22 protein-coding genes and 2 pseudogenes are annotated in these 25,268 nt (G+C 68.8%); 14 read left to right on the forward strand and 10 right to left on the reverse strand.

Features of this window, described 5'->3' with window-relative positions; all coding sequences use genetic code 11:
- Positions 1-60: 60 nt before the first annotated feature.
- Complete coding sequence (locus AB8998_RS11265) at positions 61-564, reverse strand: MarR family winged helix-turn-helix transcriptional regulator (RefSeq protein ID WP_369738053.1); 504 nt, start codon at positions 562-564, stop codon at positions 61-63.
- A gap of 118 nt (positions 565-682) precedes the next feature.
- On the opposite strand from AB8998_RS11265, the gene AB8998_RS11270 reads away from it, so the two are divergent.
- The 4 genes from AB8998_RS11270 to AB8998_RS11285 are packed head-to-tail and all read left to right on the forward strand — an operon-like array spanning position 683 to position 5,870.
- Positions 683-2,722, forward strand: a complete 2,040-nt coding sequence (locus AB8998_RS11270) for an ATP-binding cassette domain-containing protein (protein WP_369738054.1) — start codon at positions 683-685, stop codon at positions 2,720-2,722.
- Positions 2,719-3,570 (forward strand): CbiQ family ECF transporter T component, encoded by an 852-nt coding sequence (locus tag AB8998_RS11275; protein WP_369738055.1) that lies wholly within the window; start codon positions 2,719-2,721, stop codon positions 3,568-3,570. Before AB8998_RS11270 ends, AB8998_RS11275 begins: the two co-directional genes overlap by 4 nt.
- Before the next feature lie 49 nt (positions 3,571-3,619).
- On the forward strand, positions 3,620-4,072 hold the full coding sequence (locus AB8998_RS11280; protein ID WP_369738056.1) for an SRPBCC family protein: 453 nt from the start codon (positions 3,620-3,622) through the stop codon (positions 4,070-4,072).
- Entirely contained in the window at positions 4,065-5,870 is a 1,806-nt protein-coding gene (locus tag AB8998_RS11285) for a sulfatase-like hydrolase/transferase (protein WP_369738057.1), read from the forward strand. The genes AB8998_RS11280 and AB8998_RS11285 overlap by 8 nt, the downstream gene beginning before the upstream one ends.
- Positions 5,871-5,898: 28 nt before the next feature.
- Here AB8998_RS11285 and AB8998_RS11290 read toward each other — a convergent pair whose 3' ends face one another.
- The 3 genes from AB8998_RS11290 to AB8998_RS11300 form a co-directional block, all read right to left on the reverse strand.
- Positions 5,899-6,600, reverse strand: coding sequence for a hypothetical protein (locus tag AB8998_RS11290; protein WP_369738058.1), 702 nt, complete (start codon positions 6,598-6,600; stop codon positions 5,899-5,901).
- A 26-nt stretch (positions 6,601-6,626) separates the two neighbouring features.
- Positions 6,627-7,769, reverse strand: a complete 1,143-nt coding sequence (locus tag AB8998_RS11295; protein ID WP_369738059.1) for a zinc ribbon domain-containing protein — start codon at positions 7,767-7,769, stop codon at positions 6,627-6,629.
- A 428-nt stretch (positions 7,770-8,197) separates the two neighbouring features.
- A complete protein-coding gene (locus tag AB8998_RS11300) occupies positions 8,198-8,644 on the reverse strand; it encodes an Rv2324 family transcriptional regulator (protein ID WP_369738060.1) in 447 nt (148 codons plus the stop codon).
- 130 nt (positions 8,645-8,774) lie between these two features.
- Between AB8998_RS11300 and ddaH the strand changes: the two genes are divergently transcribed.
- The 4 genes and pseudogenes from ddaH to AB8998_RS11320 form a co-directional block, all read left to right on the forward strand.
- Positions 8,775-9,662, forward strand: coding sequence for a dimethylargininase (gene ddaH, locus AB8998_RS11305; RefSeq protein WP_369738061.1), 888 nt, complete (start codon positions 8,775-8,777; stop codon positions 9,660-9,662).
- Entirely contained in the window at positions 9,659-10,909 is a 1,251-nt protein-coding gene (rocD, locus tag AB8998_RS11310) for an ornithine--oxo-acid transaminase (protein ID WP_369738062.1), read from the forward strand. The genes ddaH and rocD overlap by 4 nt, the downstream gene beginning before the upstream one ends.
- A gap of 28 nt (positions 10,910-10,937) precedes the next feature.
- Positions 10,938-11,288: pseudogene (locus AB8998_RS11315) on the forward strand (amino acid permease); the annotation flags it as partial.
- Positions 11,276-11,669 (forward strand): annotated as a pseudogene (locus AB8998_RS11320) (universal stress protein); the annotation flags it as partial. The pseudogenes AB8998_RS11315 and AB8998_RS11320, both read left to right, overlap by 13 nt.
- Before the next feature lies 1 nt (position 11,670).
- Here the strand turns inward: AB8998_RS11320 and AB8998_RS11325 are convergent.
- From AB8998_RS11325 to AB8998_RS11335, 3 genes are read right to left on the reverse strand one after another with little or no spacing between them, the layout of a single operon-like run.
- On the reverse strand, positions 11,671-13,011 hold the full coding sequence (locus tag AB8998_RS11325) for an ABC transporter substrate-binding protein (RefSeq protein ID WP_369738063.1): 1,341 nt from the start codon (positions 13,009-13,011) through the stop codon (positions 11,671-11,673).
- The gene (locus AB8998_RS11330) at positions 13,008-13,832 is read right to left on the reverse strand and encodes a carbohydrate ABC transporter permease (RefSeq protein ID WP_369738064.1); all 825 of its coding nucleotides are present in this window, start codon (positions 13,830-13,832) and stop codon (positions 13,008-13,010) included. Before AB8998_RS11330 ends, AB8998_RS11325 begins: the two co-directional genes overlap by 4 nt.
- The gene (locus AB8998_RS11335; RefSeq protein ID WP_369738065.1) at positions 13,819-14,691 is read right to left on the reverse strand and encodes a carbohydrate ABC transporter permease; all 873 of its coding nucleotides are present in this window, start codon (positions 14,689-14,691) and stop codon (positions 13,819-13,821) included. Before AB8998_RS11335 ends, AB8998_RS11330 begins: the two co-directional genes overlap by 14 nt.
- A 60-nt stretch (positions 14,692-14,751) precedes the next feature.
- Here AB8998_RS11335 and AB8998_RS11340 point away from each other — a divergent pair, with 60 nt between their 5' ends.
- The 6 genes from AB8998_RS11340 (at position 14,752) to AB8998_RS11365 (ending at position 22,167) form a co-directional block, all read left to right on the forward strand.
- Positions 14,752-16,269 carry a TldD/PmbA family protein gene (locus AB8998_RS11340; RefSeq protein WP_369738066.1) on the forward strand — a complete coding sequence of 506 codons (1,518 nt, stop codon included), beginning with the start codon at positions 14,752-14,754 and terminating at the stop codon, positions 16,267-16,269.
- 48 nt (positions 16,270-16,317) lie between these two features.
- Entirely contained in the window at positions 16,318-17,691 is a 1,374-nt protein-coding gene (locus AB8998_RS11345; protein WP_369738067.1) for a metallopeptidase TldD-related protein, read from the forward strand.
- Positions 17,692-17,731: 40 nt separating this feature from the next.
- The gene (locus AB8998_RS11350; RefSeq protein WP_369738068.1) at positions 17,732-18,598 is read left to right on the forward strand and encodes a carboxymuconolactone decarboxylase family protein; all 867 of its coding nucleotides are present in this window, start codon (positions 17,732-17,734) and stop codon (positions 18,596-18,598) included.
- Between the two features lie 411 nt (positions 18,599-19,009).
- Positions 19,010-19,441 (forward strand): DUF732 domain-containing protein, encoded by a 432-nt coding sequence (locus tag AB8998_RS11355; RefSeq protein ID WP_369738069.1) that lies wholly within the window; start codon positions 19,010-19,012, stop codon positions 19,439-19,441.
- Between the two features lie 1,283 nt (positions 19,442-20,724).
- Positions 20,725-21,528 (forward strand): transglutaminase-like domain-containing protein, encoded by an 804-nt coding sequence (locus tag AB8998_RS11360; protein WP_369738070.1) that lies wholly within the window; start codon positions 20,725-20,727, stop codon positions 21,526-21,528.
- Positions 21,529-21,696: 168 nt separating this feature from the next.
- A complete protein-coding gene (locus tag AB8998_RS11365; protein WP_369738071.1) occupies positions 21,697-22,167 on the forward strand; it encodes a DUF5994 family protein in 471 nt (156 codons plus the stop codon).
- 62 nt (positions 22,168-22,229) lie between these two features.
- Here AB8998_RS11365 and AB8998_RS11370 read toward each other — a convergent pair whose 3' ends face one another.
- From AB8998_RS11370 to AB8998_RS11380, 3 genes are all read right to left on the reverse strand, one after another.
- Complete coding sequence (locus AB8998_RS11370; RefSeq protein WP_369738072.1) at positions 22,230-23,282, reverse strand: glycosyltransferase; 1,053 nt, start codon at positions 23,280-23,282, stop codon at positions 22,230-22,232.
- Entirely contained in the window at positions 23,279-24,427 is a 1,149-nt protein-coding gene (locus tag AB8998_RS11375; protein ID WP_369738073.1) for a glycosyltransferase, read from the reverse strand. The genes AB8998_RS11370 and AB8998_RS11375 overlap by 4 nt, the downstream gene beginning before the upstream one ends.
- Positions 24,428-24,931: 504 nt before the next feature.
- Positions 24,932-25,222, reverse strand: coding sequence for a hypothetical protein (locus tag AB8998_RS11380; RefSeq protein ID WP_369738074.1), 291 nt, complete (start codon positions 25,220-25,222; stop codon positions 24,932-24,934).
- Between the last annotated feature and the right edge of the window lie 46 nt (positions 25,223-25,268).

A 25,268-nucleotide genomic window follows, 5' to 3' on the forward strand; every position in this document is an offset into this window, starting at 1 on the left:
TCTACCCGTGCCTAAGTGTCTACCCGTGCGCGGTCGTCGATCCAGCGGGATGGGCGCCGGTCACTGGGAGCCGCGGCGGCGTGGGGCCGCGGCCTCGTCGAGCAGCCGGCGTAGCACGCCCACCGCTTCCGCCAGTACCTGGCGCTCGGCCGGGTCGAGCTGACCCAGTTGCGGTTCGATCGCGGCGGCGCGGTCGGCGCGGACCGCGTTCAGCGTCCACCGGCCCGCGGGCGTGATCTGGATCCGGACGGCGCGGGCGTCGCCGGGGTCGACCGTCCGGGTGACCAGGCCGGCCTCCTCCAGGCGTCGTACCTGGGTGGTCATCGTCGGCTGCGAGCAGTGGTCGACGGCCGCCAGGTCGCCGATGCGGGCTTCGCCGTGCGCCTCGATGGTGGCGAGCAGCCTGGCCTGCGCCGCGGGCAACGGCATTCGGATGCGCTGGGTGGCCAGGCGGTTGAGGCGGGCGACCACCGCGAGCAGGTCCGCCCCGAGGCTCGGTCGCGGCTCGGGAGTTGCGGCGCCTGCCACTCCGTTGACTCCGTTGTGGTCGGCGGATGCGTTCATTCCTCCATGGTTGCATAGCTCCCCTAAGCGAGCCGCTGGTTCGACGGCGGGCCGCAAATCCGCAGCTGGCCCGGTGTTCTGCCGGGCCTCGGGCCCGCGGCCTGGCAGAATCGATCAAGTGACCGGCCCCAGACCCCTGCGCGCGCGTCATCGCGGTGGACCGCTGCAGCCGGTGGAGTTGGCGCAGGCGTCGGTGATGGGGGCGCTGTGTGCGGTCATCGCGATCATCTCCGTCGTCGTCCCGTTCGCCGCCGGCGTGGCCTTGCTGGGCACTGTGCCGACGGGGCTGCTGGCCTACCGGTACCGGATGCGCGTGTTGCTCGCCGCGACGGTCGCCGCCGGGATGATCGCCTTCCTCATCGCCGGCCTGGGCGGGTTGATGACGGTCCTGCACGGCGTGTACATCGGCGGCCTGACCGGGTTCGTCAAGCGCCGACGGCGGGGCACGCCGACGGTGATCGTCCTGTCGCTGGTCGCGGGGCTGGTGTTCGGCGCCGTGACGCTCGCCGCGCTGGCCGTCATGACCCGGCTGCGGCACCTGATCTTCGAGGTCATGACCGCGAACATCGACGGGGTCGCCGCGTTTTTGACCCGGATCCACCTGCAGCAAGCCGGCGCCGACGTCAAACGGCATTTCGCCGACGGCCTGCACTACTGGCCGTGGATCCTGCTGGGCTACTACACCGTGGGCATCACGATCGTGTCGCTGATCGGCTGGTGGGCGCTGTCGCGGCTGCTGCAGCGGATGCGCGAACTGCCCGACGTGCACAAGCTGGACGCCTGGGACGGCGAAGCGGTCCCGATCGGCCCGGTGCCGGTCCGGTTGGACAGGGTGCGCTTCCGCTACCCGCACGCCGCCCAGGACGCGTTGCGCGAGATCAGCCTGGACCTGCGCGTCGGCGAACACGTGGCGATCACCGGCGCCAACGGCTCCGGGAAGACCACGCTGATGCTGATCCTGGCGGGCCGGGAGCCCACGTCGGGCACCGTGCGGCGCCCCGGCGCGGTCGGCCTGGGCAAGGTGGGCGGCACGGCCGTGGTGCTCCAGCATCCCGAAAGCCAGGTCCTGGGCACCCGGGTTGCCGACGACGTGGTGTGGGGCCTGCCGCCGAGCACCGAGATCGACGTGAACCGGCTGCTGGGCGAGGTGGGCCTGGACGGGCTCGCCGACCGCGACACCGGAAGCCTGTCGGGGGGCGAGCTGCAGCGCCTTGCGCTGGCCGCGGCGCTGGCCCGGGAGCCGTCGCTGCTGATCGCCGACGAGGTGACCACCATGGTCGACCAGGAGGGCCGGGAGGCCCTGCTCGGCGTGCTGTCGGGCCTCACCGAACGACACCGGACCGCGCTGGTGCACATCACCCACTACAACGTCGAGGCCGAGTCGGCCGACCGCGCGATCAACCTCAGCGATTCGCCGGACAACGCCGACATGGTCGAGTCCGCACCCACGCCGCTGCCGTCCGCGCCGGTGGCGCACCTCTCCTCCGCGCCGGCGATCGAGCTCCTCGGGGTCGGCCACGAATACGCCAGTGGCACACCGTGGGCCAAACCCGCGCTGCGCGACATCAGCTTCGTGGTGGAGCAGGGCGACGGGCTGCTGATCCACGGCGGCAACGGGTCCGGCAAGTCGACGCTGGCCTGGATCATGGCGGGGCTGACGATTCCCACCACCGGCGCCTGCCTCCTCGACGGCCGGCCCACCCACGAGCAGGTCGGCGCGGTGGCGCTGTCGTTCCAGGCGGCCCGGCTGCAGCTGATGCGCAGCCGCGTCGACCGGGAAGTGGCCTCGGCCGCGGGTTTCTCGCACCGCGACCGGGACCGCGTCGCCGCGGCGCTGGGCGCCGTCGGGCTGGACCCCGCGCTCGCCACACGCCGCATCGACCAGCTCAGCGGCGGTCAGATGCGCCGAGTGGTGCTGGCCGGGCTGCTGGCGTGTTCGCCGCGGGCATTGATCCTCGACGAGCCGCTGGCGGGGCTGGACGCCTCCGCCCAGCGAGGCCTGCTGCGACTGCTCGAAGACCTGCGCCGCGAGCAGGGCCTCACGGTGGTGGTCATCTCCCACGACTTCGTCGGCCTGGAGGCCGTGTGCCCACGCACCCTGCATCTGCAGAACGGCAGGCTCCAGTCGGTCCCGGCCGCGGCCGGGGGCGTGGCATGACGGCGGCCGCGGGCCCCGAGCACGGCACGACCCGGCACCCGCCGCGGCCGGTGGTGCTGCTCGTCCCGGTGCCCGGGACGTCGACCATCCACGAACTGTGGGCCGGTACAAAACTGCTCGTGGTCTTCGGAATCTCGATGCTGCTGACTTTCTACCCGGGCTGGGTGGCGATCGGCGCGGTGGCCGCGCTGGTGGCGACCGCGATGCGGATCGCGCGCATTCCGCGCGGGGTGTTGCCGTCGGTTCCGCGCTGGCTGTGGGTCATCGTTGCGCTGGGCGGCATCACAGCCGCGCTGGGCGGGGGCAGCCCGGTGATCGCCGTGGGTGGCCTGCACCTGGCCCTCGGCGGGTTCCTGCAGTTTCTACGGATCACCGCGCTGTCGGTGGTGCTGCTCGCGCTGGGCGCGATGGTGTCCTGGACCACCAACGTCGCCGAGATCGGCCCCGCCATGGCGGTTTTGGGCCGCCCGCTGCGGCCGTTGCGGATACCGGTCGACGAGTGGGCGGTGGCGCTGGCGCTCGCGCTGCGCGCCTTCCCGATGCTGATCGACGAGTTCCAGGTGCTTCACGCGGCCCGCCGGCTGCGGCCCAGACGGGTACCGCACGGCCGCAGGGCGCGGCTGCGCCGCAACGCGCTGGAGGTGATCGACCTGCTCGCCGCGGCCATCACCGTGACGCTTCGGCGCGGCGACGAGATGGGGGACGCGATCACCGCCCGCGGCGGCACCGGCCAGCTCTCCGCCAACCCGGCGCGGCCGAAGATGACCGACTGGGTGACCCTGGCGATCACCACCGCTGTGTGCGGCGCGGCGGTGTGGGTGGAGACCGCGTTCCACTTGGCGCGTTAGAAAGCCGTGGGCGCTGCGGCGACCGACGGCCGTCGCGTAGCTTGGGCACGTGTCCGACGCGCACCGCAACCGCCGCATCGCGGCTTCCCCGCAGGAAATCTGGGACGTCCTGGCCGATTTCGGCGCGATCAGTTCGTGGGCCGGCAACGTCGACCACTCCTGCATCCTGTTCTCCGGTCCCGGCGGCGCGGCCGTCGGCACCGCGCGTCGGGTCCAGGTCAACCGCGACGCCCTCGTCGAGCGCATCACCGAGTTCGACCCGCCGCATGTCCTCGGCTACGACATCGAAGGCCTGCCCGCCCGCCTGGGCAGGGTGGCCAACCGCTGGACGCTGGCGCCTGCCGGCATCGGCCCGACGCTGGTGCGCCTGACCGGCACCGCCGAGATCGGGCCGCGCGCAGCGCACCGGCTGGCCGAACGCGTCGTGTGCCGCGTCCTGGCGCGGCAGTCCGCGGTGATGCTTGCCGGGCTCGCGAACCGATTGGAGAAGGCCCGTGTCTGATCGCCCCGACGTGGTCGTGGTCATGACCGACGAGGAGCGTGCGGTGCCGCCGTACGAGGCGCCCGACGTGCTTGCCTGGCGCGACCGGGTGCTCACCGGCCGTAAGTGGTTCGACGACCACGGGGTCAGCTTCGCCCGGCACTACACCGGCTCGCTGGCCTGCGTGCCCAGCCGGCCCACGATCTTCACCGGGCACTATCCCGACCTGCACGGCGTCACCCAGACCGACGGCATCGGCAAGACCGCCGACGACACCCGGATGCGCTGGCTGCGCCGCGGCGAGGTGCCCACCCTGGGCAACTGGTTCCGCGCCGCGGGCTACGACACCCACTACGACGGCAAGTGGCACATCTCCCACGCCGACCTCACCGATCCGGCGACGGGTCGCACCCTGGCGACCAACGACGACGACGGCGTCGTCGACCGCGCCGCCGTGCGGCGCTACCTCGACGCTGATCCGCTGGGGCCCTACGGCTTCTCCGGGTGGGTCGGCCCCGAGCCGCATGGGGCCGCGCTGGCCAATGCCGGAGTGCGCCGCGACCAGCTGATCGCCGACCGGGTCGTCGCCTGGCTCACCGACCGTTACGCCCGCCGCCGCGCCGGGGACGCGGCGGCGCTGCGCCCGTTCCTGCTGGTCGCCAGCTTCGTCAACCCGCACGACATCGTGCTGTTCCCGCTGTGGGCGCGCCGCAGCCCGATCACGCCGTCGCCGCTGGACCCGCCACCGGTGCCGCCCGCGCCGACGGCCGGCGAGAACCTGTGGACCAAGCCGGCCGCGCAGATCGCCTTCCGCGAGGCGTACTACTCCGGCTACGGCCCGGCACCCGCGATCAACCGGACCTATGACCGCAACGCCCAGCGCTACCGCGACCTGTACTACCGGCTGCACGCCGAGGTCGACGCGCCGATCGACCGCGTCCGGCGGGCCGTCGCCGACAACGGCTCGGCCGAGGCGGTGCTGGTGCGCACTGCCGACCACGGCGACCTGCTCGGCGCGCACGGCGGCCTGCACCAGAAGTGGTTCAACCTCTACGACGAGGCCACCCGGGTCCCCTTCGTGATCGCCCGCGTCGGGGAGCGGTCCACGGGCCCGCGGGTCGTGACGGCTCCGACGTCGCACGTCGATTTGGTCCCGACGCTGCTGTCGGCCGCCGGGGTCGACGTCGCGGCGGTCGCCGCCACGCTGGCCGAGTCGTTCTCGGAGGTCCACGAGCTGCCGGGCCGCGACCTGATGCCCGTCGTCGACGGCGCGCCGGCCGACGACACCCGCGCGGTCTACCTGATGACCCGCGACAACATGCTCGAGGGCGACACCGTCGCCTCGGGCCTGGGGCGCCGCCTCAAGCAGACCGTCAATCCGCCCGCGCCGCTGCGCATCCGGGTCCCGGCTCACACCGCGTCCAACTTCGAGGGCCTGGTCGTGCGCGTCGACGACGTGCCGGGCGGCGAAGGCCACCTGTGGAAGCTGGTCCGCACGTTCGACGACCCCGGCACCTGGACCGAGCCCGGCGTGCGACACCTGGCCGCCAACGGGCTCGGCGGCGACACCTACCGCACGTCGCCACTCGACGACCAGTGGGAGCTCTACGACCTGACTGCCGACCCCGTCGAAGCCGACAACCGGTGGACCGATCCCGGCCTGGACGAGCTGCGCGGGCACCTGCGCGCGCGGCTCAAGGACGCCCGCGCCGGCTCGGTGCCGGAGCGAAACCACCCGTGGCCCTACGCGTCGCGCCGGCCGCCGGGCCCGGCGCCGTCGGTGCTGGCGCGTGTGGTGCGCGGACTGTCGCAGCGCTGAGCACGGTCACAGCCACCCGGGTGGCTTGTCAGAGCATGGAATGGACCATCATTCCGGCGTCGCTGACGGCCTGGAGCGACCCGCCGCCGACCTGCCTGAAGTCGACGAAGGCCGAAAGATGGTTCGAGGTGTTCAGTAACTCCTCGAAGACGCCCAGGATGGGGATCGTGCCCTGCTGAGTCGATATGTCGGCGCTGTAGGGGATGGAGGCTTGCTGCTGGAATTTGGCGCTCTGCAGCGTCTTCGTCTCGGGCCCGCTCATGTCCGTCACGTTGGTCAAACCGGTTGATGCCGTGCCGGTCAGCCGGTTGATGTCGCCCTGCAGCACGGCCACGACGTCGGTCCCGTCGGCCGGCTTGACCGTTACCTGCATCCGCGAGGTGTTGTCGGAGTCGTAAAGCGTCACAGAATTCGAGGTGCGCTCGGCGAGTGACCAGTCCGGTGCGAGGGTGATCGAGATGCCGTCCGCGATGACGATCGGGTCGGCCGCGGTGAGCGCGACCCCCACCTTCTGCGCGTCGGCGTGGCTGCTGGGCAGCATCGGAGGCGGTTTGGGCCGGTTGGTGTTGCCGGAGAAGACGATCGCGGCCGTCACGGCGGCGGCGATCACGATGATCACGCCGATGACGGTGGCGATGACGGCCGGGCGCAGGCGGTGCCCGACCCGTCCGCGGCGGCCCGGGAAATGAACTGGTGCCGGCGTATGCGGGGGCGGTGGCGTCGATGACATTCGTGACTCCTGACTGGCTGTGGTCTTCAGGCCTTCGGCGTGGTGCCCATGGCACCTGTCGCAGGGAAGGGATGGCGCGCCAGCGCGGCCGTGGCCGTTCCACAGACTTGGCAGAACGCGGCACCGGCGCCGATTGCCGCGCCGCAGTGCGCGCAGATCTGTTGGGTGCCGGGGGCGCGACCCACGGCGCCGTTTCCGGCGAGGGCGTCCCGGGCTTCGGTCACCAGCGCGGCGTGCAGCGCGTCGCGCGTGCCGAGCAGTCCGGCGCCGGCCAGCACCAAAGCCACCAGGGTGGTCAGCACGATGCCGCGGGAGCCGTAGGGCGTGAGCAACGTGGTGGCGAGTTCGTAGAGCACCACGAGCACCAGGCCCTTGGCCAGCCCCAGCGCGACGTTGCCGCCGCCGCGCAGCGCCAGCACGGTCATGGCCGCGGCGGTGGCCAGGATGATGGGCTGCAAAAACCCGAGCGTCAGGGCGATGAACGCGACGTGCGCCGGGTCCCCGGCGGTCGCCTCGATGTGGGTGAAGGCGCCGCGCTGCACGACCACGCTGAGCCCCAGCGAGAGTGCGGCACCGCTGAGCGAGCAGACGATCACGGCGTCGATGGGATGGCGGAACGCGCTGCGCGCGGTGGTCAGCATCGGCGCAATCAGCACCGCGACAAACGCCACGACCGGGACGATCAACCCCAACTCCCACACCTGGCTGAGCTTGGGAAGCCCGTGATTTGGCGCGGCCAGTAACACCGGCCTGGTGAAGTGGTCTTCGAGCAGCCCCACCCCGATGCCGAGTAGCAGGGACAGCAGAAAGTCCACGCCGATGACGGTGGCCGGCTCGTCACGCCACACGTCGTGGTCGTGCACATAGGTCAGCACCACTGCCGGAAGCGCGATCGCGGCCAGTATCAACGCGATTGAGAGGACACCGAACGCCGCTGCGGTCAATGCCGCCAGCAGCGCTATGGCGATCGCGCCCCGGTAGATGTGGTGACGTCCGCCCGACAAGTGCGGCATCAGCGTGCTCATCATTGCCAGCGCCCGCACCGGTTCCTCGGGATGGGCGGCGAAGTGCCGGGACCTATCGACGCCCGGCTGCAGGGGCGTGCCGCACCGGGCGCAGAAACGGGCGGCGTCAGGATGCGGGGTCGAGCAATTCGGGCAGTCCATCATTTCCTCCGGCTACTCGGTGGCCAAATACTTTTCCGAAACTGCGGCCGGATCGGCGGCGAAAAAGAACGCCAAGGGCGGCGCGGTTGTTTATCGGGCCGCGGCGTCATTTCGCATTGACCCCGCACAGACAGACGCGACCCGCGCTGTCGCGCCATCTGTCGAACACGCACCGCAACCTCGCCAGACCGTGCATTTTGTCTCGGAGAAAGGCGACCGGGACACCGGAACGTGTCAATCGTCATTTGTTTACACCGTCATGCATAGGGACTTCCGGCCCTAAATATCTGTGGCGCGGTGATTTAGAGCGCTGGTTGATGAATTCAATTCGGTGGGCCGCGCATAACTGCGTGTGGCGTCGACAGCCGGGGCGGCAAAGGGCGGGGCTCTCCGCCGATTACCTGCCGGCCCGGTCAGCGGCCCTGCGCGCCTCAGGGCCGCATGCGGTCGATCAGGTCGGACAGCACGACGATGCTCTCGCTGCGTTCGATGTCCGCGCTGGACCGGATCCGCTCGAGGGCGGTCTCGAGGTGCTGCATGTCGCGGGCCAGCACGTGCAGGATCGCGTCGGAGGTTCCGGTGACCGTGGCCGCGCTGACGATCTCGGGGATGTCCTCCCACGCCGCCCGCAGCTCGGCCGGCGAAATCCGGCCGTGGCAGTACACCTGCACGTAGGCCTCGGTGTTCCAGCCGAGCGCATTGCGGTCGATGACCGTGGTGAAGCCCTTGATCACCCCGGTGTCGAGCATCCGGTCGACACGCCGCTTCACCGCGGGCGCCGACAGGTTCACCTTCTCGCCGATCTCGGCGAAGGTGGCGCGCGCGTTGTCGGTCAGCTCCGCGAGGATGCGCTCGTCGGTCTCGTCGAGCCTGTCCATGCCGTCATGACCTCCCATTTCGTCGACAGACAATAAACAACCGCTAGACCCACTCTAGCGCAACAAATACGCGTACAAGACGCAAGATTCGTCGATTGATTGTCTGTAACGGCTCCAATATCGTGGATTTGTGACGGATTACTATGTGGCGGAGCCGGCGCCGGTCGCCGCGCCCGCGTATGTGACTCGGCCCGACGCCGAGGCCCCCAAGCGCACCCGCACCTCGCGGGCCCGTCGGTACGCAATGACGCCACCGACCTTCTTCGCGGTCGAGTACGCGATCAATCCGTGGATGGACCTCAGCACGCCCGTGGACGTCGGCGTCGCGCACGCGCAGTGGGAGAACCTGTACCAGACCTACCTGCGGCTGGGCCACCACGTGGACATCGTCGAGCCCGTGCCCGGGCTGCCCGACATGGTGTATGCGGCCAACGGCGGATTCATCGCCGACGACATCGCCATCGTGGCCAAGTTCCGGTACGCGGAGCGGGCCGACGAGGCGCGCGCCTACGCCGGGTGGATGTCGGCGCGGGGCTACCGCCCGCTGTCGACCCGCCACGTCAACGAGGGGCAGGGCGATTTGCTGATGGTCGGCGACATCGTGCTGGCCGGCTACGGCTTCCGCACCGACCGGCGCGCGCACGACGAGATCTCGGCGGCGCTCGGGTTCCCGGTCGTGTCTTTGGAGCTGGTCGACCCGCGTTTCTACCACCTCGACACCGCGCTGGCCGTCCTCGACGATCACACGATCGCCTACTACCCGCCGGCCTTCAGCGAGGCCGCGCAGGACCAACTGCGTGCCCTGTTCCCCGCTGCTATCGTGGTGGGCAGCGCCGACGCGTACGTGCTGGGACTCAACGCCGTCTCCGACGGTCTGCACGTTGTCCTTCCTTCCGGCGCAACCCATTTCGCGACACAACTGCGTGAGGCTGGTTTCGAGCCGGTCGGCGTGGACCTATCCGAGCTGCTCAAGGGCGGCGGTTCAGTCAAATGCTGCACATTGGAGGTGTTCTCATGACGATTCTCGACGCCCGGACCGCGGAGGCGGTGACCACCGACCGCACCCAGAGCGCGATCGCGTTGGTCGACAAGTATGCGGCGCACAACTATTCGCCGCTGCCCGTGGTGGCGGCCAGCGCCGAGGGGGTGTGGATCACCGACGTCGACGGCCGGCGCTACCTGGACTGCCTGGCCGCCTACTCGGCGGTCAACTTCGGTCACCGCAACCCCGAGATCACCGCGACGGCGCACGCGCAGCTCGACACGGTGACGCTGGTGAGCCGCGCTTTCCACGCCGAGGGCCTCGGGCCGTTCTGTGCCGCGCTGGCGCAGCTGTGCGGCAAAGACATGGTGCTGCCGATGAATTCGGGAGCCGAGGCCGTCGAGAGCGGCCTGAAGGTGGCCCGCAAGTGGGGCGCCGACGTCAAGGGCGTGCCCACGGGCCAGGCGAACATCATCGTGGCCGAGAACAACTTCCACGGCCGCACGATCAGCATCGTCAGCTTCTCCTCGGATCCCGCGGCGCGCGGCGGCTTCGGACCGTTCACGCCGGGCTTCCGTGCGGTGCCCTACGGCGACGCCGCGGCCCTGGCCCAGGCCATCGACGACAACACCGTCGCGGTGCTGCTGGAGCCGATCCAGGGCGAGGCGGGCATCATCGTCCCGCCGGACGACTACCTGCCCTCGGTCCGCGCGCTGTGCAGCGAGCACAACGTGCTGATGATCGCCGACGAGATCCAGTCGGGGCTGGGGCGCACGGGCTACACGTTCGCCTGCGACCGGTGGGGTGTCACTCCGGACGTGTACCTGCTGGGCAAGGCGCTGGGCGGCGGCGTGGTTCCGCTCTCGGCGGTGGTCGCCGACCGCGACATCCTCGGCGTGCTGCATCCGGGCGAGCACGGGTCGACCTTCGGTGGCAACCCGCTGGCCATGGCGATCGGCACCACGGTGGTCTCCATGCTCGCGCGGGGCGAATTCCAGGCCCGCTCGGCCGAATTGGGTCGTCACCTACACCGGCGGCTGGCCGAGTTGATCGGTCACGGCGTGGTGGCGGTGCGCGGCTTCGGGCTGTGGGCCGGGGTCGACATCGAACCCGCGCTGGCCACCGGCAAGGAGATCAGCCTGCGGCTGGCCGACCGGGGCGTGCTGGTGAAGGACACCCACGGCTCGACGCTGCGGTTCGCGCCGCCGCTGGTGATCACCGCGCAGGAGATCGACTGGGCGGTTCAGCAGTTTGCTGCGGTGCTGCGCGAGGCTGCCGCATAATCAGCTGACCCGGCACCAGGAGGCGCATTTGCCCGCGACGTCGATCGGCCTGGCGGGGCAGATGCTGCGACGCCGACCGGTAACCGGCGCACCCGTCGCGCACGGCGCCGCCGAGCGCCTCAAGCGGAGCATCGGCACGTTCCAGCTCACCATGTTCGGCGTCGGCTCGACGATCGGCACGGGCATCTTCTTCGTCCTGTCGCAGGCGGTGCCCGAAGCGGGTCCCGGCGTGATCGTCTCGTTCGTCATCGCCGGCGTCGCGGCCGGGCTCGCCGCGATCTGCTACGCCGAGTTGGCCGCCGCCGTGCCGGTGTCGGGTTCGTCGTACTCCTACGCCTACAGCACGCTGGGTGAGGCCGCCGCGATGGGCGTGGCGGCCTGGTGCGGCGCTGTTTCGAGGCCGCCGAGCGGTTCGGCGTGCCGATGCGGGTGCTCACCTTCGCCGTGCGCGGCAAGACGATGTACCCGCCGAAAGTGGGGCTGGACGCCGAGGACTCCATCCTGCACGCGTGGGTGGCTCAGGCGCGGGAGATATTGCAAGACTTAAAGACTCGACACGTCTGTCGGTGAGGACGTCCTGCTCGACGTGGTCGCCGGCCATTCGTGGGAGGAGGTGCTGGGCAAAGTGTCCTGGGTGGACGGCGAGATCCTGGCGCTGGGCACGTCGCCGGGTGGCGACATCCGACGCGTGTTCCTCGGGTCGCGCAGCACCAAGATCATCCGCAACAGCCCGGTTCCGGTGCTGGTGCTGCCCGGGTGAACTACCGCTGGGCGGCGGCGTTGGCCGCCGCCTCCGCCCGCTTCAGGGTGGCCGCGACATCGCCTCGGCCCAAGAACATCTCGTCGAAATAGCTTTGCAGGGCCACCTCCCCGGCGGGGAATCCGGCGCCGCCCGGAGCGGGGATACGCGGGCCGCGCAGCACCGAGAAGAACGGCGTGACGTCGATGCCGCGCGCCGCCCAGTAGTCGAAGTAGACGCGCTGCGCCGAGAGCACGGCCGGGATCGCCGCGCCCCGGCGGCCCAGGTACGCGTTGCCCTCCGTGCTGCCCAGCCACGCCAGCACCGCACGCACCGCCCCGGGATGCTTCGACGCCGCGTTGCCCACCGCCGCGATGCCGTTGGTGACGCTGACCCGGCCCGCGGGGCCGATCGGCAGCATCGCGATGCCCCAGCGGAAGCGGGCGTCGCGGGCCACGGCGGCCAGGTTGTAGGTGCCGGATTGGAAGAGCGCCATCCTGCCGGCGAGGAACTGGTTGCGGGAGAAGTCGCCGTTGTCGTTGGTGTCGGAGGCCGGCGGCGCGACGTGGTCGGCGTTGATCAGGCCGACCAGGTAGCGGAACGCCGCGATCGCCGCGGGGTTGTCGAACGCGAACTGGTCGCCGCGCTGGAACACCCCGCCGGCCGAGCCGATGTAGTCCAGGTAGATCGCCTGGGGGTCGTTGGCCGCGTTGTATCCCCACTGCCGGACCCGTCCGGGGTCGAATCCTGTTGTGTCCGCGGTTCTTCCGTCGGCGTCGACGGTCAGCCGGGCGAGCAGGGGGCGCAGGGTGTCGTCGGCGGCGTCGGGGCTCCACCGCAGGGTGTCCAGGCGCGCCGGATCGATGCCGGCCGCGGCGAGCAGGTCGGCGTTGTAGTACACCGCGATGCCGGCGTCGGTCAGTTGCGGCACGCCCCAGAGCACACCGCCGCGGGTGAACTGGTCGACCACCGCGGGTTCCCAGTCCGCGGCGGCGCCCGGGCCTAGGGTGTCGCCGATGTTCATCAGCCGGCCGCCGTCGGCGTAGGCGGCCAGGTAGGCGTTGGACAGCCAGAAGATGTCGTCGGCGCTGCCGCCGGCCACGTCGGTGCGCAGGGTGTCGAAATAGTTCGGGTAGGCGACCATATCGGCGCGCACCTCGATGCCGGGGTGCGCGCGGTTGAACGCCTCGAAGGACTGCCGGTAGGCCTGCGCGATCGGCTCCGCCCAGAACCGCACCCGCACGACGATCCTGTCGCCGTGCGGTTCGCCGGAGTAGTTCAGCAGCGCCGCCGTCGCGGCCAGCAGCACCGCGACGAGCACCAGGACCGCGGCGGCCAGCGTGGAGAAGCGGGGCCGGCTCACTTGAGCCCCGAGACGACGATCGAGGCGACGATGTGGCGCTGGAACGCCACGAACAGCGCGACCAGCGGCACGATCGCGACCGTCGTGGCCGCCATCACCAGCGTCCATTGGGAGTTGAACCGCGACTGCAGGTCGGCGGTGGCCACGGTGAGCACCCGCCACTTGTGGCCGCTGGTGATCACCAGCGGCCACATGAAGTTGTTCCACTGCGAGACCACGGTGATCAGCGCCAGCGCCGCGAGCACCGGCCGGCTGGACGGGATCACCACGTGCACGATCACGTCGAGCGTGTTGGCGCCGTCCAGGCGCGCGGCGTTGACGAGGTCGTCGGGGATCATCCGGAAGTGCTCGCGCAGCAGGAAGATCGCGTAGGGGGAGCCGAACATGAAGGGCAGCACCAGCGCCCAGAACGTGTTGCGCAGACCCAGTTGGGCCATCATCAGATACAGCGGCACCACCGTGACGGTGCCCGGCACCATGAGGGTCGCGATGTAGACCCAGAACAGCGCGTCGCGTCCGGGGAAGTGCAGGCGCGCGAACGCATACGCCGCCAGCACCGAGAAGGTGAGCTGCCCGACCAGGATCACCGCGGTCATCAGCGCGGTCACCGCCGCCGCGCGGCCGAACCCCACCCCGCCCAGGTCGGCGTAGTTGGCCAGCGTGGGCGGGCGCGGCCACTGCAGCGGTGTGCCGGTGACGAACTGGTGGGCCGAGGTGAACGAGGTCAGCAGGCCGAGCGCGAACGGCGCCAACGTGATGAGTGCACCGCAGGCCAGCGCGACGTAGATCGCGACGGCGCCGAGCCGGCTAGGTGAGGTCATAGCTGATCCGACGCCGGAAGTAGGACTGCTGCACCAGGGTGACCGCGATGAGGATGACGAACAGCACCACCGCCATCACCGATGCCCGCCCGATGGCCGCCGAGCCGAACGCCTCGGCGTAGATGCGGTGGGCCACCAGGTCGGTGCTGCCGGCCGGCCCGCCGCCCGTCAGCGCGTAGACGGTGTCGAAAACCTGTGCGGTGCTGACGATCCCGGTCACCAGCACGAAGAACGTCGTCGGCCGCAGCATCGGCAGCGTGATGCGCCAGAACCGCTGCCAGGCGGTGGCGCCGTCGGTGCGCGCGGCGGCGTGGATGTCGTCGGGGATCGCCAGCAGGCCGGCCAGGAACGACAGCGAGACATACCCGACGTTGGTCCACACGACCACCGCCGACACCAGCGGCAGGGCCAGGGTGGGGTCGGAGAGCCACTCGATGCGGTGCCCCAACAGGGTGGCGACGGCGCCGTCGGTGGGGGCCAGGATCCAGCGCCACAGCACCGCGATGGCCAGGGGGGCGCAGATCCAGGGCAGCACGTACAACGTGCGGAACAGCCCGGTGCCCGGTAGCCGGCGCGCCAGCATCGCCGCGGCGGCCAGCCCCAGCACCGTCTGCGCGGGCACCACGATCGCCACGAACACGGCCGTGACGAGCAGCGAGCTGCCGAAGCCGGGGTCGGTCAGCACCGAGCGCCAGTTGGCCAGGCCCACGTAGCGCAGCGGGCCCAGCAAATCCCACCGGTACAGGCTCAGCCACACCACGACGAGGATGGGCAGCAGCAGGAAGGCGGCCACACCGAACAGGCTGGGCGCCAGCAAGGTATAGCCCAGCGCGGTGGATCGACGTGTCACGTCGGGCATGGGTGTATTAAAGCGGGCGCCGACGGGTTTTGTGGGGGCAGCGGTCGTTACGGTGGAGTCGTGACACCGACCCGGGAGATCGATGCCGACTTCCTGGACCTGCCGCGCCACGAGTTGGCCGACGCCGCCTTGACGGCGGCGACCGAGGCCGGGGCCAGCCACGCCGACCTGCGGGTTCACCGCATCAGCACCGAGATCATCCAGCTGCGCGACGGCGAGCTCGAGACCGCGGTGGTCAGCCGCGAGGTCGGCCTGGCGGTGCGGGTGATCGTCGACGGCACCTGGGGTTTCGCCTCGCACGCCGAGCTGGCGCCGGCCGTCGCGGCCGAGACCGCGCGCCGCGCGGTGCAGGTGGCGACCACGCTGGCGGCGCTGAACCGCGAGCGCGTCGAGCTGGCGCCCGAGCCGGTGTATGCGGACGCGACCTGGTGCTCGAGTTACCGGATCGACCCGTTCGGCGTCCCGGCACCCGAGAAGATCGCGGTGCTGCAGGAGTACTCCGGGCGGCTGCTCGCCGCCGACGGCGTCGACCACGTGTCGGCCGGCCTGAACGCGGTCAAGGAGCAGACCTTCTACGCCGACACCTTCGGGTCGTCGATCACCCAGCAGCGGGTGCGCGTGATGCCGTCGCTGGACGCGGTGACCGTGGACACCGCGGCCGGCAGCTTCGACTCGATGCGCACGCTGGCGCCGCCGATGGGCCGGGGTTGGGAGGCGCTGGCCGGCGACGACGTGTGGAACTGGAGCGAGGAGCTCGCCCAGCTGCCGGGGCTGCTGGCCGAGAAGATCAAGGCGCCCAGCGTGACGCCCGGGCCCACCGACCTGGTGATCGACCCGACCAACCTGTGGCTGACCATCCACGAATCCATCGGGCATGCAACCGAATACGACCGCGCCATCGGGTACGAGGCCGCCTACGCCGGCACCTCGTTCGCGACGCCGGACAAGCTGGGCACCATGCGCTACGGCTCGCCGGTGATGAACGTGACCGCCGACCGCACCGTCGAACACGGCCTGGCCAGCGTCGGCTACGACGACGAGGGCGTGGCCGCCCAGAGCTGGGATCTGGTGCGCGACGGGATCTTCGTGGGCTACCAGCTGGACCGGGTGTTCGCCCCGCGGATGGGGCAGCCACGCTCCAACGGGTGCTCGTATGCCGACTCCCCCCATCACGTGCCGATCCAGCGGATGGCCAACGTGTCGCTGCAACCGGCGCCCGAGGACGTCGGCACCGCGGAGTTGATCGGCCGCGTCGAGAAGGGCATCTACATCGTCGGCGACAAGTCGTGGTCGATCGACATGCAGCGCTACAACTTTCAGTTCACCGGCCAGCGGTTCTTCCGGATCCGCGACGGCCGCTTGGACGGGCAGCTGCGGGATGTGGCCTATCAGGCCACCACGACCGACTTCTGGAATTCCATGGAAGCCGTCGGTGGTGCGTCGACGTGGCGGCTCGGCGGCGCGTTCAACTGCGGCAAGGCCCAGCCCGGCCAGATCGCCGCGGTCAGCCACGGCTGCCCGTCGGCGCTGTTCCGGGGCGTCAATGTGCTCAACACCCGCACCGAGGGTGGCCGATGACCGCGTCGGCGACGATGCGGAGCGCAGCGATGCCGAGGAGTGGCGCCGATGATTAGCCCGCAGCACGTCGTGAACCTCGTGTTGGACGAGGCGGCCAAACTCGGCCGAGCCGACGAGACGATGGTGCTGCTGACCGACCGGGTGGAGGCCACGCTGCGCTGGGCGGGCAATTCGATGACCACCAACGGGGTTTCGGTCAGCCGCCACATGACCGTGATCTCCATCGTGCGCGATGGGGAGAGCGCGCGTCTGGGCACGGTGGTGTCGGCCGAGGTGGACCCGCGGGTGATCCCCGGGCTGGTGGCCGCCTCCCAGAACGCGGCCCGCTCCGCGCCGGAGGCCGGTGACGCCGCGCCCCTGATCGCCGACGCCGGGACTCCGGTCGACTGGGACGCGCCGGTCTCGGGCACCGGCGCCGAGGTGTTCGCCGACGTCGCCGGGTCGCTGAGCCGGGGATTCCGCGGCGCCGAACGGTTGTACGGGTTCGCCCACCACAGCGTGGCGACGACGTTTCTCGCGTCGTCGACGGGACTGCGCAAGCGCTACACCCAGCCCACCGGCGCGGTGGAGATCAACGCCAAGCGCGGCGACGCCAGCGCCTGGGCGGGCATCGGCTCGGCCGATTTCGTCGACGTGCCCACCGATCTGTTGCTCGAGCAGTTGTCCACCAGGTTGGGGTGGGCGCAGCGCCGCGTCGAGCTGCCCGCGGGACGCTACGAGACGATCATGCCCCCGTCGACGGTGGCCGACATGATGATCTACCTGGGCTGGTCGATGTCGGGCCGCGGCGCCCAGGAGGGCCGGACCGCCTTCTCGGCGCCCGGCGGCGGGACCCGGGTGGGGGAGCGGCTCACCGATCTGCCGTTGACGCTGTTCTCCGACCCGATGGCCCCCGGTCTGGCGTGCGCGCCGTTCGTCGCGGCGAGCAACTCCTCGGAGACGGTGTCGGTGTTCGACAACGGCATGGAGATCGGGCAGGTCGACTGGATCCGCAACGGGGTGATCAACGCCCTGGCCTATCCGCGGGCCACGGCCGCCAAGTTCGACACCGATGTGGCCGTCGCCGCCGACAACCTGGTGATGACCGGCGGGTCGGCCGACCTCGCCGACATGATTGCTGGCACCGAGCGTGGCCTGCTGCTGACAACGCTGTGGTACATCCGCGAGGTCGACCCCACCACGCTGCTGCTCACCGGGCTGACCCGCGACGGGGTGTACCTCGTCGAGGACGGCGAGGTGACCGCGGCGGTCAACAACTTCCGGTTCAACGAGAGCCCGCTGGACCTGCTGCGGCGGGCCACCCAGGCCGGCGTCAGCGAGAAGACCCTGCCGCGGGAATGGGGGGACTGGGCCACCCGTGCCGCGATGCCCTCGTTGCGGATACCGGATTTCCACATGTCCTCGGTGAGCCAGGCGCAGTAGCCGATTGCCCAGGGGGCGGGCGCGTTCTAGCGTGTGACGAATGACGGCCCCGGTTTCGCTCGGACACGATCAGCTGACGCGGTTGGTGGCCCTGGCGCCGCCGTCCCCGGACAATGCGCGCCTCGCGGCCCTGGTTCGCGGGGTGTGCGCGCGCACGATGTCGCTGCCCCCGCTGCCCGCGGAACTCGAGGTGAGCGAACCCTCCTCGGAGACCGAAACCGTCGTCGCCGAATTCGCCGAGCAGTTCAGCGCCGACGTCTCGGCGATCACCGGCGAGCAACGAGGCCGGCTGTTAAAACAGTTGGGGGAGCGTGCTTTCGTCGTCGTCGTGGCGATGTACATCGCCGACTTCGTCCCACGGGTGCGCGCCGGGCTGGAGGCCCTCGGCGTGGGCTCGGAGTATCTCGGCTGGGTCAGCGGCCCGGTGGCCTGGGACCACACCAGCGATCTCGCCGAAGTGGTGTTCAACGGTTTTCTGCCCGCGGTGGCCCGGATGCGCGCGCTCGATCCCGTCACCTCCGAGGTGGTCCGGCTGCGCGGCGCGGCCCAGCACAACTGCCGGCTGTGCAAGTCGCTGCGGGAGAGCACCGCGCTCAAGGCCGGGGGCTCGGAGCCGCTGTATGAGGACATCGAACGCTTCGCGACCTCGACGCTGCTGGACGCACGTGCAAAAGCAGCGCTGCGGTATGCGGATGGGTTAATTTGGACGCCTGCGCACCTCGTCGCCGACGCTGTCGCCGAGGTGCGCTCACGGTTCTCGGAGGCCGAGGCCGTGGAGCTGACCTTCGACATCATGCGCAATGCCAGCAACAAGGTCGCCGTGTCGCTGGGCGCCGACGCTGCCCGGGTCGAGCAGGGCACCGAGCAATATCTTCTCGACGCGAACGGTCAGACCGTCTTCAGCTGAGTTTGGGGGTGCGCCGTCGTGTCGGGCAACGTCCCGGTGATGGCTCGGCGGTATAGTCACCGCGCGCAGCGCTGGCGGTAGTTGCTTGCCGCACATGCGAGTTGAATGTTGCCGCGCCCAGTCGACGCATCCCGTGGTGCGCACCAGTTCAAGTAATGGCAACCATCCGTTCATGTTCCCGCAATCGGGTGTTATTTCCGTTGCCCGCCGGTGTTTGGCTGCGGCCAGCTAAACTCTTTGCTTGGCACCGATGCCGTTGGTGGCGGTGACAGTACGTGACAGCGCCACTTGTTTGTGACGATCATCGGCCGCCGCGCGACTGCTGGTCGGGGGTCGAACGACTTTGGGCACTGTTTCACGCGGCACACGCGTTGAAAGCGGTTGCTTTCCCACGTAGAGAGAGGTTCAGACATGACTACCACTCGTTCACGCTCGCGCATGCGTGCGTTGTCGGTGGGGGCTGCCGGCGCCGGATTGATGGCCCTGATGGTGGGCCAGGGCGTTGCTTCGGCACCGCATGCGTCGGCGGGGTGCACGTTGAGTGCCCAGGACGAGCAGTACATCAACCTGCTGGCGCAGGACAAGCTGATCCACGGCACCGACTTCAACGACTGCCACATGGTCGCCGAAGGCAGGTGGTTCGCCCAGCAGGTGCGCACGGCGTCCGATCCGTTGGCCACCGCGAAGTCCCTGGTCAAGATGGTGGACGACGGGACGCCGGCCAAGGAGGACCAGGCCGAGTTCGAGGTCGAGGCGGCGATCTACACCTACGCGCCCGACATGGTTCCCAAGATCAAGGACGAGTTCGCCCACCAGCCCCCGCCGCCGGAGGCCGCTCAGTAACCGCTGGGGGTTTCGTCGACTCCGGCAGCGCAGGAAGGCTCGATGCGCTGGCGGGATGTGCACCACGTCGAGTTCAACGTCCTCGACTACGAGGCGTCGATCGCGTTCTACGGCGCGATGTTCGGCTGGATGGGGTTGCTCGAATCGGCTATGAGATAAGCAAATTCGTGTCGGTCGCCGGGAGCGCGGACCGTTGCGCAATGCATTTGCGAAGAAGGGGTCGTAGTGATCGATCTCACTCCACACTGGCTGGCCCGCCCCCAGCGGCTTGGCCACCAGTCGGCTGCGAAAGCGCGCCAGCTGCGGCCACCAGTTGATGTAGCTTCTCATGGCCGAGTTGATCGGATGCATCGATGATGACGAACGTGATCGTGTGCGCAGGCGTCTTCGAGCTCTGCGTGTGCAATGACAGTGCGTCGGTCCCCGACATTCGCGTAACCATCGGTGCGCCATCCCCTCTGAAATGAACCATCGAAGCCTCGAACCAACACCGCCAACCGCTGATGCTGGCTTCTTCAATTCGATTGGTAGGGTCTCTAGTCGCCGAAGCATGCGTGACGACGTCGGATGCCTGGCGTCACGCGCGGCCATGGTTCTCGGACCGCGGTCTTCGAATCGTCAATATCGTCGAGTCGCCGAAGCTTGCTCCGGGAAACTCACGCCTCGGCAGGGTCTCATCAATATCAAAGTCACTGAACGCCTTGGATACTGGGGCGTCGCATCTCATGTCGGCGGTGTCCCGCGTTACGGGTCCGGTAGGCGCACTGGCACGGGAGGAGACGCGAGGCAAGGCTCCCGCAGAACCAGTGGTCGATTTCGGCTGCTGCAAGACCCCTTGAGATCGTCACTGTCCGACGAGAACGCCGACACCGACGGCCCGCGCCGAATCACCGATTCCACAGTTGAAGCCGTGCTCCATGTCGTCCACACGGCAAAGAACCGACGGCGGCCTGGTACCGGCTGCTTGACACCCAGTTGCACACCAAGGGCCATCCGCAGCAGATCACGATGAGCAACCTTTTCGGGCCCGACGCTGTCTGCGAACGTATGCCATATGCGACGAAGATAGAAGATTCGACCATGGATTTGGTGCGCACTCGACTTGCGCCGGCGATCACCGGCAGCGGACGCGGTGGCGATTCACCCCGGCAAGAGACCTCCAGGGATCTCCGGCGAAGCGAGCGGTCCGGTCAGGGTCCGCCGGCAGTTGCCTTGGGGTCTGCCGTTGCCAACCGGCGCGGCGCGCGTTGGCGAATCGGCGGCGATTGGCGCATCATCACGCTATGAGACGCGAAGTGGGCGCCGAGATCGAGGTCGAAATCACCGCGCCCACATCGCTGGAGTTTCAGATTGCCGTTGCTCCGCATCCGCGCACCGAGGTCTTCGAGTCGCTGCGTTTCGTGCTGAACGGTCGGCCCGTCGAGCCTCTGGAAGTCAGCGGTGTGCATGGCAACCGCATCCACAAGTTCGACGCGGCGGTGGGCACATTGAGAGTCGATTACGCGGCGACGATCGTGGGTCAGACCGATCCGGCTCCGGTGACCGATTACGACCTTTCGATGTATCTGCGCCCTAGCCGCTATGCCGAAGCCGACAAGTTCTACGGCTTCGCCGCAACCGAGTTCGGAACCTACGGTGATTCGGCGACGCTGTTGGAGAATGTGAGCTCATGGGTAGGCACCAGGCTGAACTACGTCCCCGGCTCAAGCGATCCGATCGATGGGGCGGTGGACACGTTGCTCGCCGGCAAAGGCGTGTGCCGCGACTTCGCGCATCTGGTGGTGGCGCTGCTGCGCGCGGTCAACGTCCCGGCCCGCCTCGTGTCGGTGTACGCGCCGGGCGTCTATCCGATGGATTTTCACGCGGTGGCCGAGGCATACGTCAAGGGGCAATGGCGGGTGGTCGACGCGACGCTGCTGGCGCCGCGGCAAACCCTGGTCCGCATAGCCACCGGTCGTGACGCCGCCGACACCGCGTTTCTCGATAATCACAGGGGCCAGATCACGCTCGACCGACTGGTCGTCACCGCGGTCGTCGACGGGGACTTGCCTTCGGACTCGATCGACCAACTGGTTTCCATCCGCTGAGGACGCATGGCCCTCGATCAGCTGAGCACGACAACCGGCTTGCCTCGTTCCTCCGGACCGGCCGAGTAGTGTGGAGGCACCGGCGATATTTCGTACCTGACTATTCAAGCCATGTCGTCGCCGATTCGAATGATCTGGCCGTTTCGCGGTCAAGACGGGAGCGTCGCGATGACGCTGAAAACCGACCATATGGGTGCCCGGCACCCGGATGTTCCACCGGTGCACACACCGCGTTTGAGGCTGAAACGCAAGGCGCCCCAGAGCGGGTATGTCGATGGGGCTTGGTGGCCGCGCAGCTCGAATCTCACGGCGGAGCTGCCGGACTTGCTGTCGGTGCTGTCAGTTCGACTCGGGCCGATTGGCCGTGTGATCTACAACCTGAGCGAATGGGTGACGCCGCCCGCAAAGTTCGTGACTGACGGACGAACGGTACGACTCGACGGATATCGCCTCCAGCCGGCTAACACCGTCGAAGTGCTGGGGTTCGATCACAACAAAATCGTCTTGCTGGTCGTTTCGCCGCGAGCCGAGCCGAACCAGGCTCACGCGATCATGATGACCGCAGCCAGTTTCGACAACATCTCGCCGGTCGAGGGCCTGCTGATGGTTAGCCCTGAACAGGGGGAAGCCGGCGTATAGGCCCGAGCAGTCGGGCATTGCGCGAAATTGTTGTCAATCAACTCGCCTCGAGCCGCCGCGGGCTAGGTATCGCGAGCGCGTCGCGAATCGAAGGCGTTGTGGCACAGTCCTAAACGCCGGGCATGCTGCAAAGTTGCGATCACCGCCAGGGTCGCCGCGGCGCCCTGGTTGTTGTCCACGCCGGCCTCGTGCAAGGCGTTGTATCCGCCGCCTGTGTCCGGGTCCCACATCGGCTCTCCCGCGTCGTTGTCGCCCATGAACCAGGCCGCTGCGGCCCTGACGCCGGCGGGCCAGATCGGATCGGCGTCGGTGGCGGCCGCGCGCGCGCACGCGTCGGCGAGCGTGGACACCTCGATGGGAAGCTGATCGAATCCGGGTCTGGTGTCCTCCGCGCCTCGGCCCCCAACAGGGGTAGGCGACAAATGGCCGTTTTCCGTTTCGTATGCGACCAGCCACGCCAACAGATCCAGCCCCTGCCGAATCAGCGTCGTGTCGGCCAGCGCGGTACCGGCGGCGATCATCGCCTCGGGCACAATGGCGTTGGCGTAGGTGAGTCGAGGCTCGGGCCACGGCCACGCCACGTCTGTGTTCGGTGCAGGCGCCGACGCGGCATAGTCTGTGAGCAGTGCGCGAGCCGTGTGTTGTGTTGGGTCGAAGGAGAGGAGTTCGGCAGCGCCGAGTGCCGCGAACGCCATCGCGCGCGGGCATAGCGATCGCTCCCGGGCGGCGCACTCGAACTGCATGATGGCAGAGTGGCGGGCCCAGGCGACATTGCTGTGGGCGGCCGCGGTCCCCAGACCCCAGATGCACCGCCCCCAGGGGCCCTCCAGGGCGGGCTCGTCGACCCAGCTTCCGCTGCTGTCCATCCGATTGCGGCACGCGCCGGTGAGGGACTGTGCGTCGTTCAAGAACCGCAGCGCAACACCGGCCAGGCCGTTCAGGATTCGATCGGGGCCATGGTCTCGGGTGGCGACGACAAGCACTCGCGCCACGTCGTCGGTGCAGTAACCGTGTTCGGGCAGCGGCTCGGCCAAGCGCGCTTGCTCCAAGGTGCCACGACGGTCCGTCAGCCGCAGCAGGTGATCGAACTTCGGGGCTGGTGCCGCGGTGGTCATACCCGTGCCCGTCGCTGCGCCAGGATCCGATGCGCGAGCCCCAGATACGCACGCGCGACGAGTGGCCAGGCCATTGCCGGCGCTAATCTCCTGGACTCGGCCGCCATGGCGCCGGCGAGGCGCGGCTCTGTCAGTACTCGGCGCAGGGCACCCGCCAGCGCATCGGGGTCGTCATGGGCGACGACAATCCCGGCCCCGGTGGCGAGCAGCTCGACGGCGTGCGGGAACGCGGTGGCCACGACCGGGCGGCCGCTCGCGACGGCGTCGACCAGAGCGCTGGAGGTCACCTGATCGGTCGAGTCGTAGGGCAAGACCACGACCGCCGCGGCCTGGACGAGGGCGGTCAGCATCGCAACGTTGCGGTAACCCGTATCGAAGCACACCGAATCCGCCACGCCGCTGCGCAGCGCCTGGTCTATCCGGGCATTGCGGTACGCCTCGCCATCGGTGGCGAGCACCTTCGGGTGCGTTCGGCCCGCAACCAGGTACCGCGGCCGGCCGGGCAGGTCGTTGAGCGACCCCATCGCCTCGATCACGCGCTCGATGCCCTTGCCCGGGCCCAGCAGGCCCCGGGTCAACACGATGGGTCGACCACTCCGCACGCAAGGGGCCTTCGTCGGGACAGTCGCCCCGTGTGGGATGGTGGTGACTTTGCGGTGGTCGATGTCGAAGCGCTCACGCAGCCGTTGGCCGGCCGCCTCCGACATCACGATCACCTGGTCCACCTGTGCGGCAACGGCTTCGAACATCGAACGTTGTTGTCGCTTAGGTTCTTTGAGAATACTATGAGCGATCAAGATCGATGGGACGCGCAGTCGCTGGATGATCCCCACGAGTTCGTCGTCGTCGACGCCTCCGTAGCTGCCGAACTCATGGTGGAGGATGGCGATGTCGATTTCATTCAGCGAATCGGCGCATGCTGCAACCGAGGCCGCTGAGCCGTTGACCAACTCTGCGATGACACGCGTACTCGACGACGGCGGGCCGTCGGACACGCGAACGATGCTGACGTCTGCGCCATTTGTACTCAAACCGTGGGCCAGAGCGGCGCTGAACGCTGCCAGCCCGCATGGTGTCGGTGGATAACTACCCAGGATGCCGAAACTCGGTGCGTCAGAGAGTCCCTGTCCATCAGGGGAATCCATCAACGATGGAAATCCATACGAGGCGGTCAAGGTGATCCCAACTAGCGGTGGTCACCTGCGTGCCCGGCGTGAGCGGTTGCTCGGTGCGATCAGTCATGGCAAGGCTGACTCGGCCCGGGCTGCCTGGATTTCCAACTTGTTTGAGGATACACCCATGCCTCCGTGCGACGCCTGAAGACCCACTGACCCCGGTCTTGGAGTACAGTCGGAGCACCGGGACCAATCAGGCCCCCATGATGAAGGGGTCAGCGATGTCCGATAGGTCTCCTCGACAAACCATGAGCAAGAAGTCCGGAAAGTCGTTGAAGGAGAAACGGGCCGACAAGCACGTCAAGGTAGCCCGCCGCGCTGCGGCCACCGAGGCGTCACTTCGCACTGAGAAGCGCTGAGGCGCAACACCGGTCGTTTGTAGGAGTTTCACCAATCGCCGATGGCCGGTGAGCTATGTTGCCAAATTAGCTACAACACAGCCGGTCTCGGCGGTGAGGCATACGCGGCGGTCGTTTACTTCTTCTCGTCGTCTGGCTTGTTCAGTGCCCGGTCCGCGCTACGCACGATGCTGCGGTGGAACTTGTACTGCGCGTCGACGAGCTGGTCAGCCAATTCGATCGCGGCGTCAACGATCTTCTTACGCAGCGGTTCTACGGACTCGGGAAGGGCTTGATCGACGGTGTCACGGAACCGACGCAAAGCGTTGGTCGCAGCCTCTTGTCCGGCCTTGGCCGAATCGCGCACCTCATCGACCAGTTCGGCTGCTCGAGGTGCCATCGTCTTCTTCTCATCGCCGTGGGTCATATCCGAATCTCCCCAATCTCTTTGGTCAGCCACTTGCTATGTCAAC

This window comes from Mycobacterium sp. HUMS_12744610 (genome assembly GCF_041206865.1).
Lineage (GTDB): Bacteria > Actinomycetota > Actinomycetes > Mycobacteriales > Mycobacteriaceae > Mycobacterium > Mycobacterium servetii.

What these genes read in the sequence shown, in the direction of transcription:
- AB8998_RS11295 (WP_369738059.1), bottom strand. Translation starts at nt 7,769, where the DNA reads ATGATGGACTGCCCGAATTGCTCGACCCCGCATCCTGACGCCGCCCGT.
- AB8998_RS11275 (WP_369738055.1), top strand. Translation starts at nt 2,719, where the DNA reads ATGACGGCGGCCGCGGGCCCCGAGCACGGCACGACCCGGCACCCGCCG.
- rocD (WP_369738062.1), top strand. Translation starts at nt 9,659, where the DNA reads ATGACGATTCTCGACGCCCGGACCGCGGAGGCGGTGACCACCGACCGC.
- AB8998_RS11335 (WP_369738065.1), bottom strand. Translation starts at nt 14,691, where the DNA reads ATGCCCGACGTGACACGTCGATCCACCGCGCTGGGCTATACCTTGCTG.
- AB8998_RS11360 (WP_369738070.1), top strand. Translation starts at nt 20,725, where the DNA reads ATGAGACGCGAAGTGGGCGCCGAGATCGAGGTCGAAATCACCGCGCCC.
- AB8998_RS11345 (WP_369738067.1), top strand. Translation starts at nt 16,318, where the DNA reads ATGATTAGCCCGCAGCACGTCGTGAACCTCGTGTTGGACGAGGCGGCC.
- AB8998_RS11380 (WP_369738074.1), bottom strand. Translation starts at nt 25,222, where the DNA reads ATGACCCACGGCGATGAGAAGAAGACGATGGCACCTCGAGCAGCCGAA.
- AB8998_RS11300 (WP_369738060.1), bottom strand. Translation starts at nt 8,644, where the DNA reads ATGGACAGGCTCGACGAGACCGACGAGCGCATCCTCGCGGAGCTGACC.
- AB8998_RS11355 (WP_369738069.1), top strand. Translation starts at nt 19,010, where the DNA reads ATGACTACCACTCGTTCACGCTCGCGCATGCGTGCGTTGTCGGTGGGG.
- AB8998_RS11290 (WP_369738058.1), bottom strand. Translation starts at nt 6,600, where the DNA reads ATGTCATCGACGCCACCGCCCCCGCATACGCCGGCACCAGTTCATTTC.
- AB8998_RS11350 (WP_369738068.1), top strand. Translation starts at nt 17,732, where the DNA reads ATGACGGCCCCGGTTTCGCTCGGACACGATCAGCTGACGCGGTTGGTG.
- AB8998_RS11370 (WP_369738072.1), bottom strand. Translation starts at nt 23,282, where the DNA reads ATGACCACCGCGGCACCAGCCCCGAAGTTCGATCACCTGCTGCGGCTG.
- AB8998_RS11330 (WP_369738064.1), bottom strand. Translation starts at nt 13,832, where the DNA reads ATGACCTCACCTAGCCGGCTCGGCGCCGTCGCGATCTACGTCGCGCTG.
- AB8998_RS11375 (WP_369738073.1), bottom strand. Translation starts at nt 24,427, where the DNA reads ATGGATTCCCCTGATGGACAGGGACTCTCTGACGCACCGAGTTTCGGC.
- AB8998_RS11265 (WP_369738053.1), bottom strand. Translation starts at nt 564, where the DNA reads ATGAACGCATCCGCCGACCACAACGGAGTCAACGGAGTGGCAGGCGCC.
- AB8998_RS11365 (WP_369738071.1), top strand. Translation starts at nt 21,697, where the DNA reads ATGACGCTGAAAACCGACCATATGGGTGCCCGGCACCCGGATGTTCCA.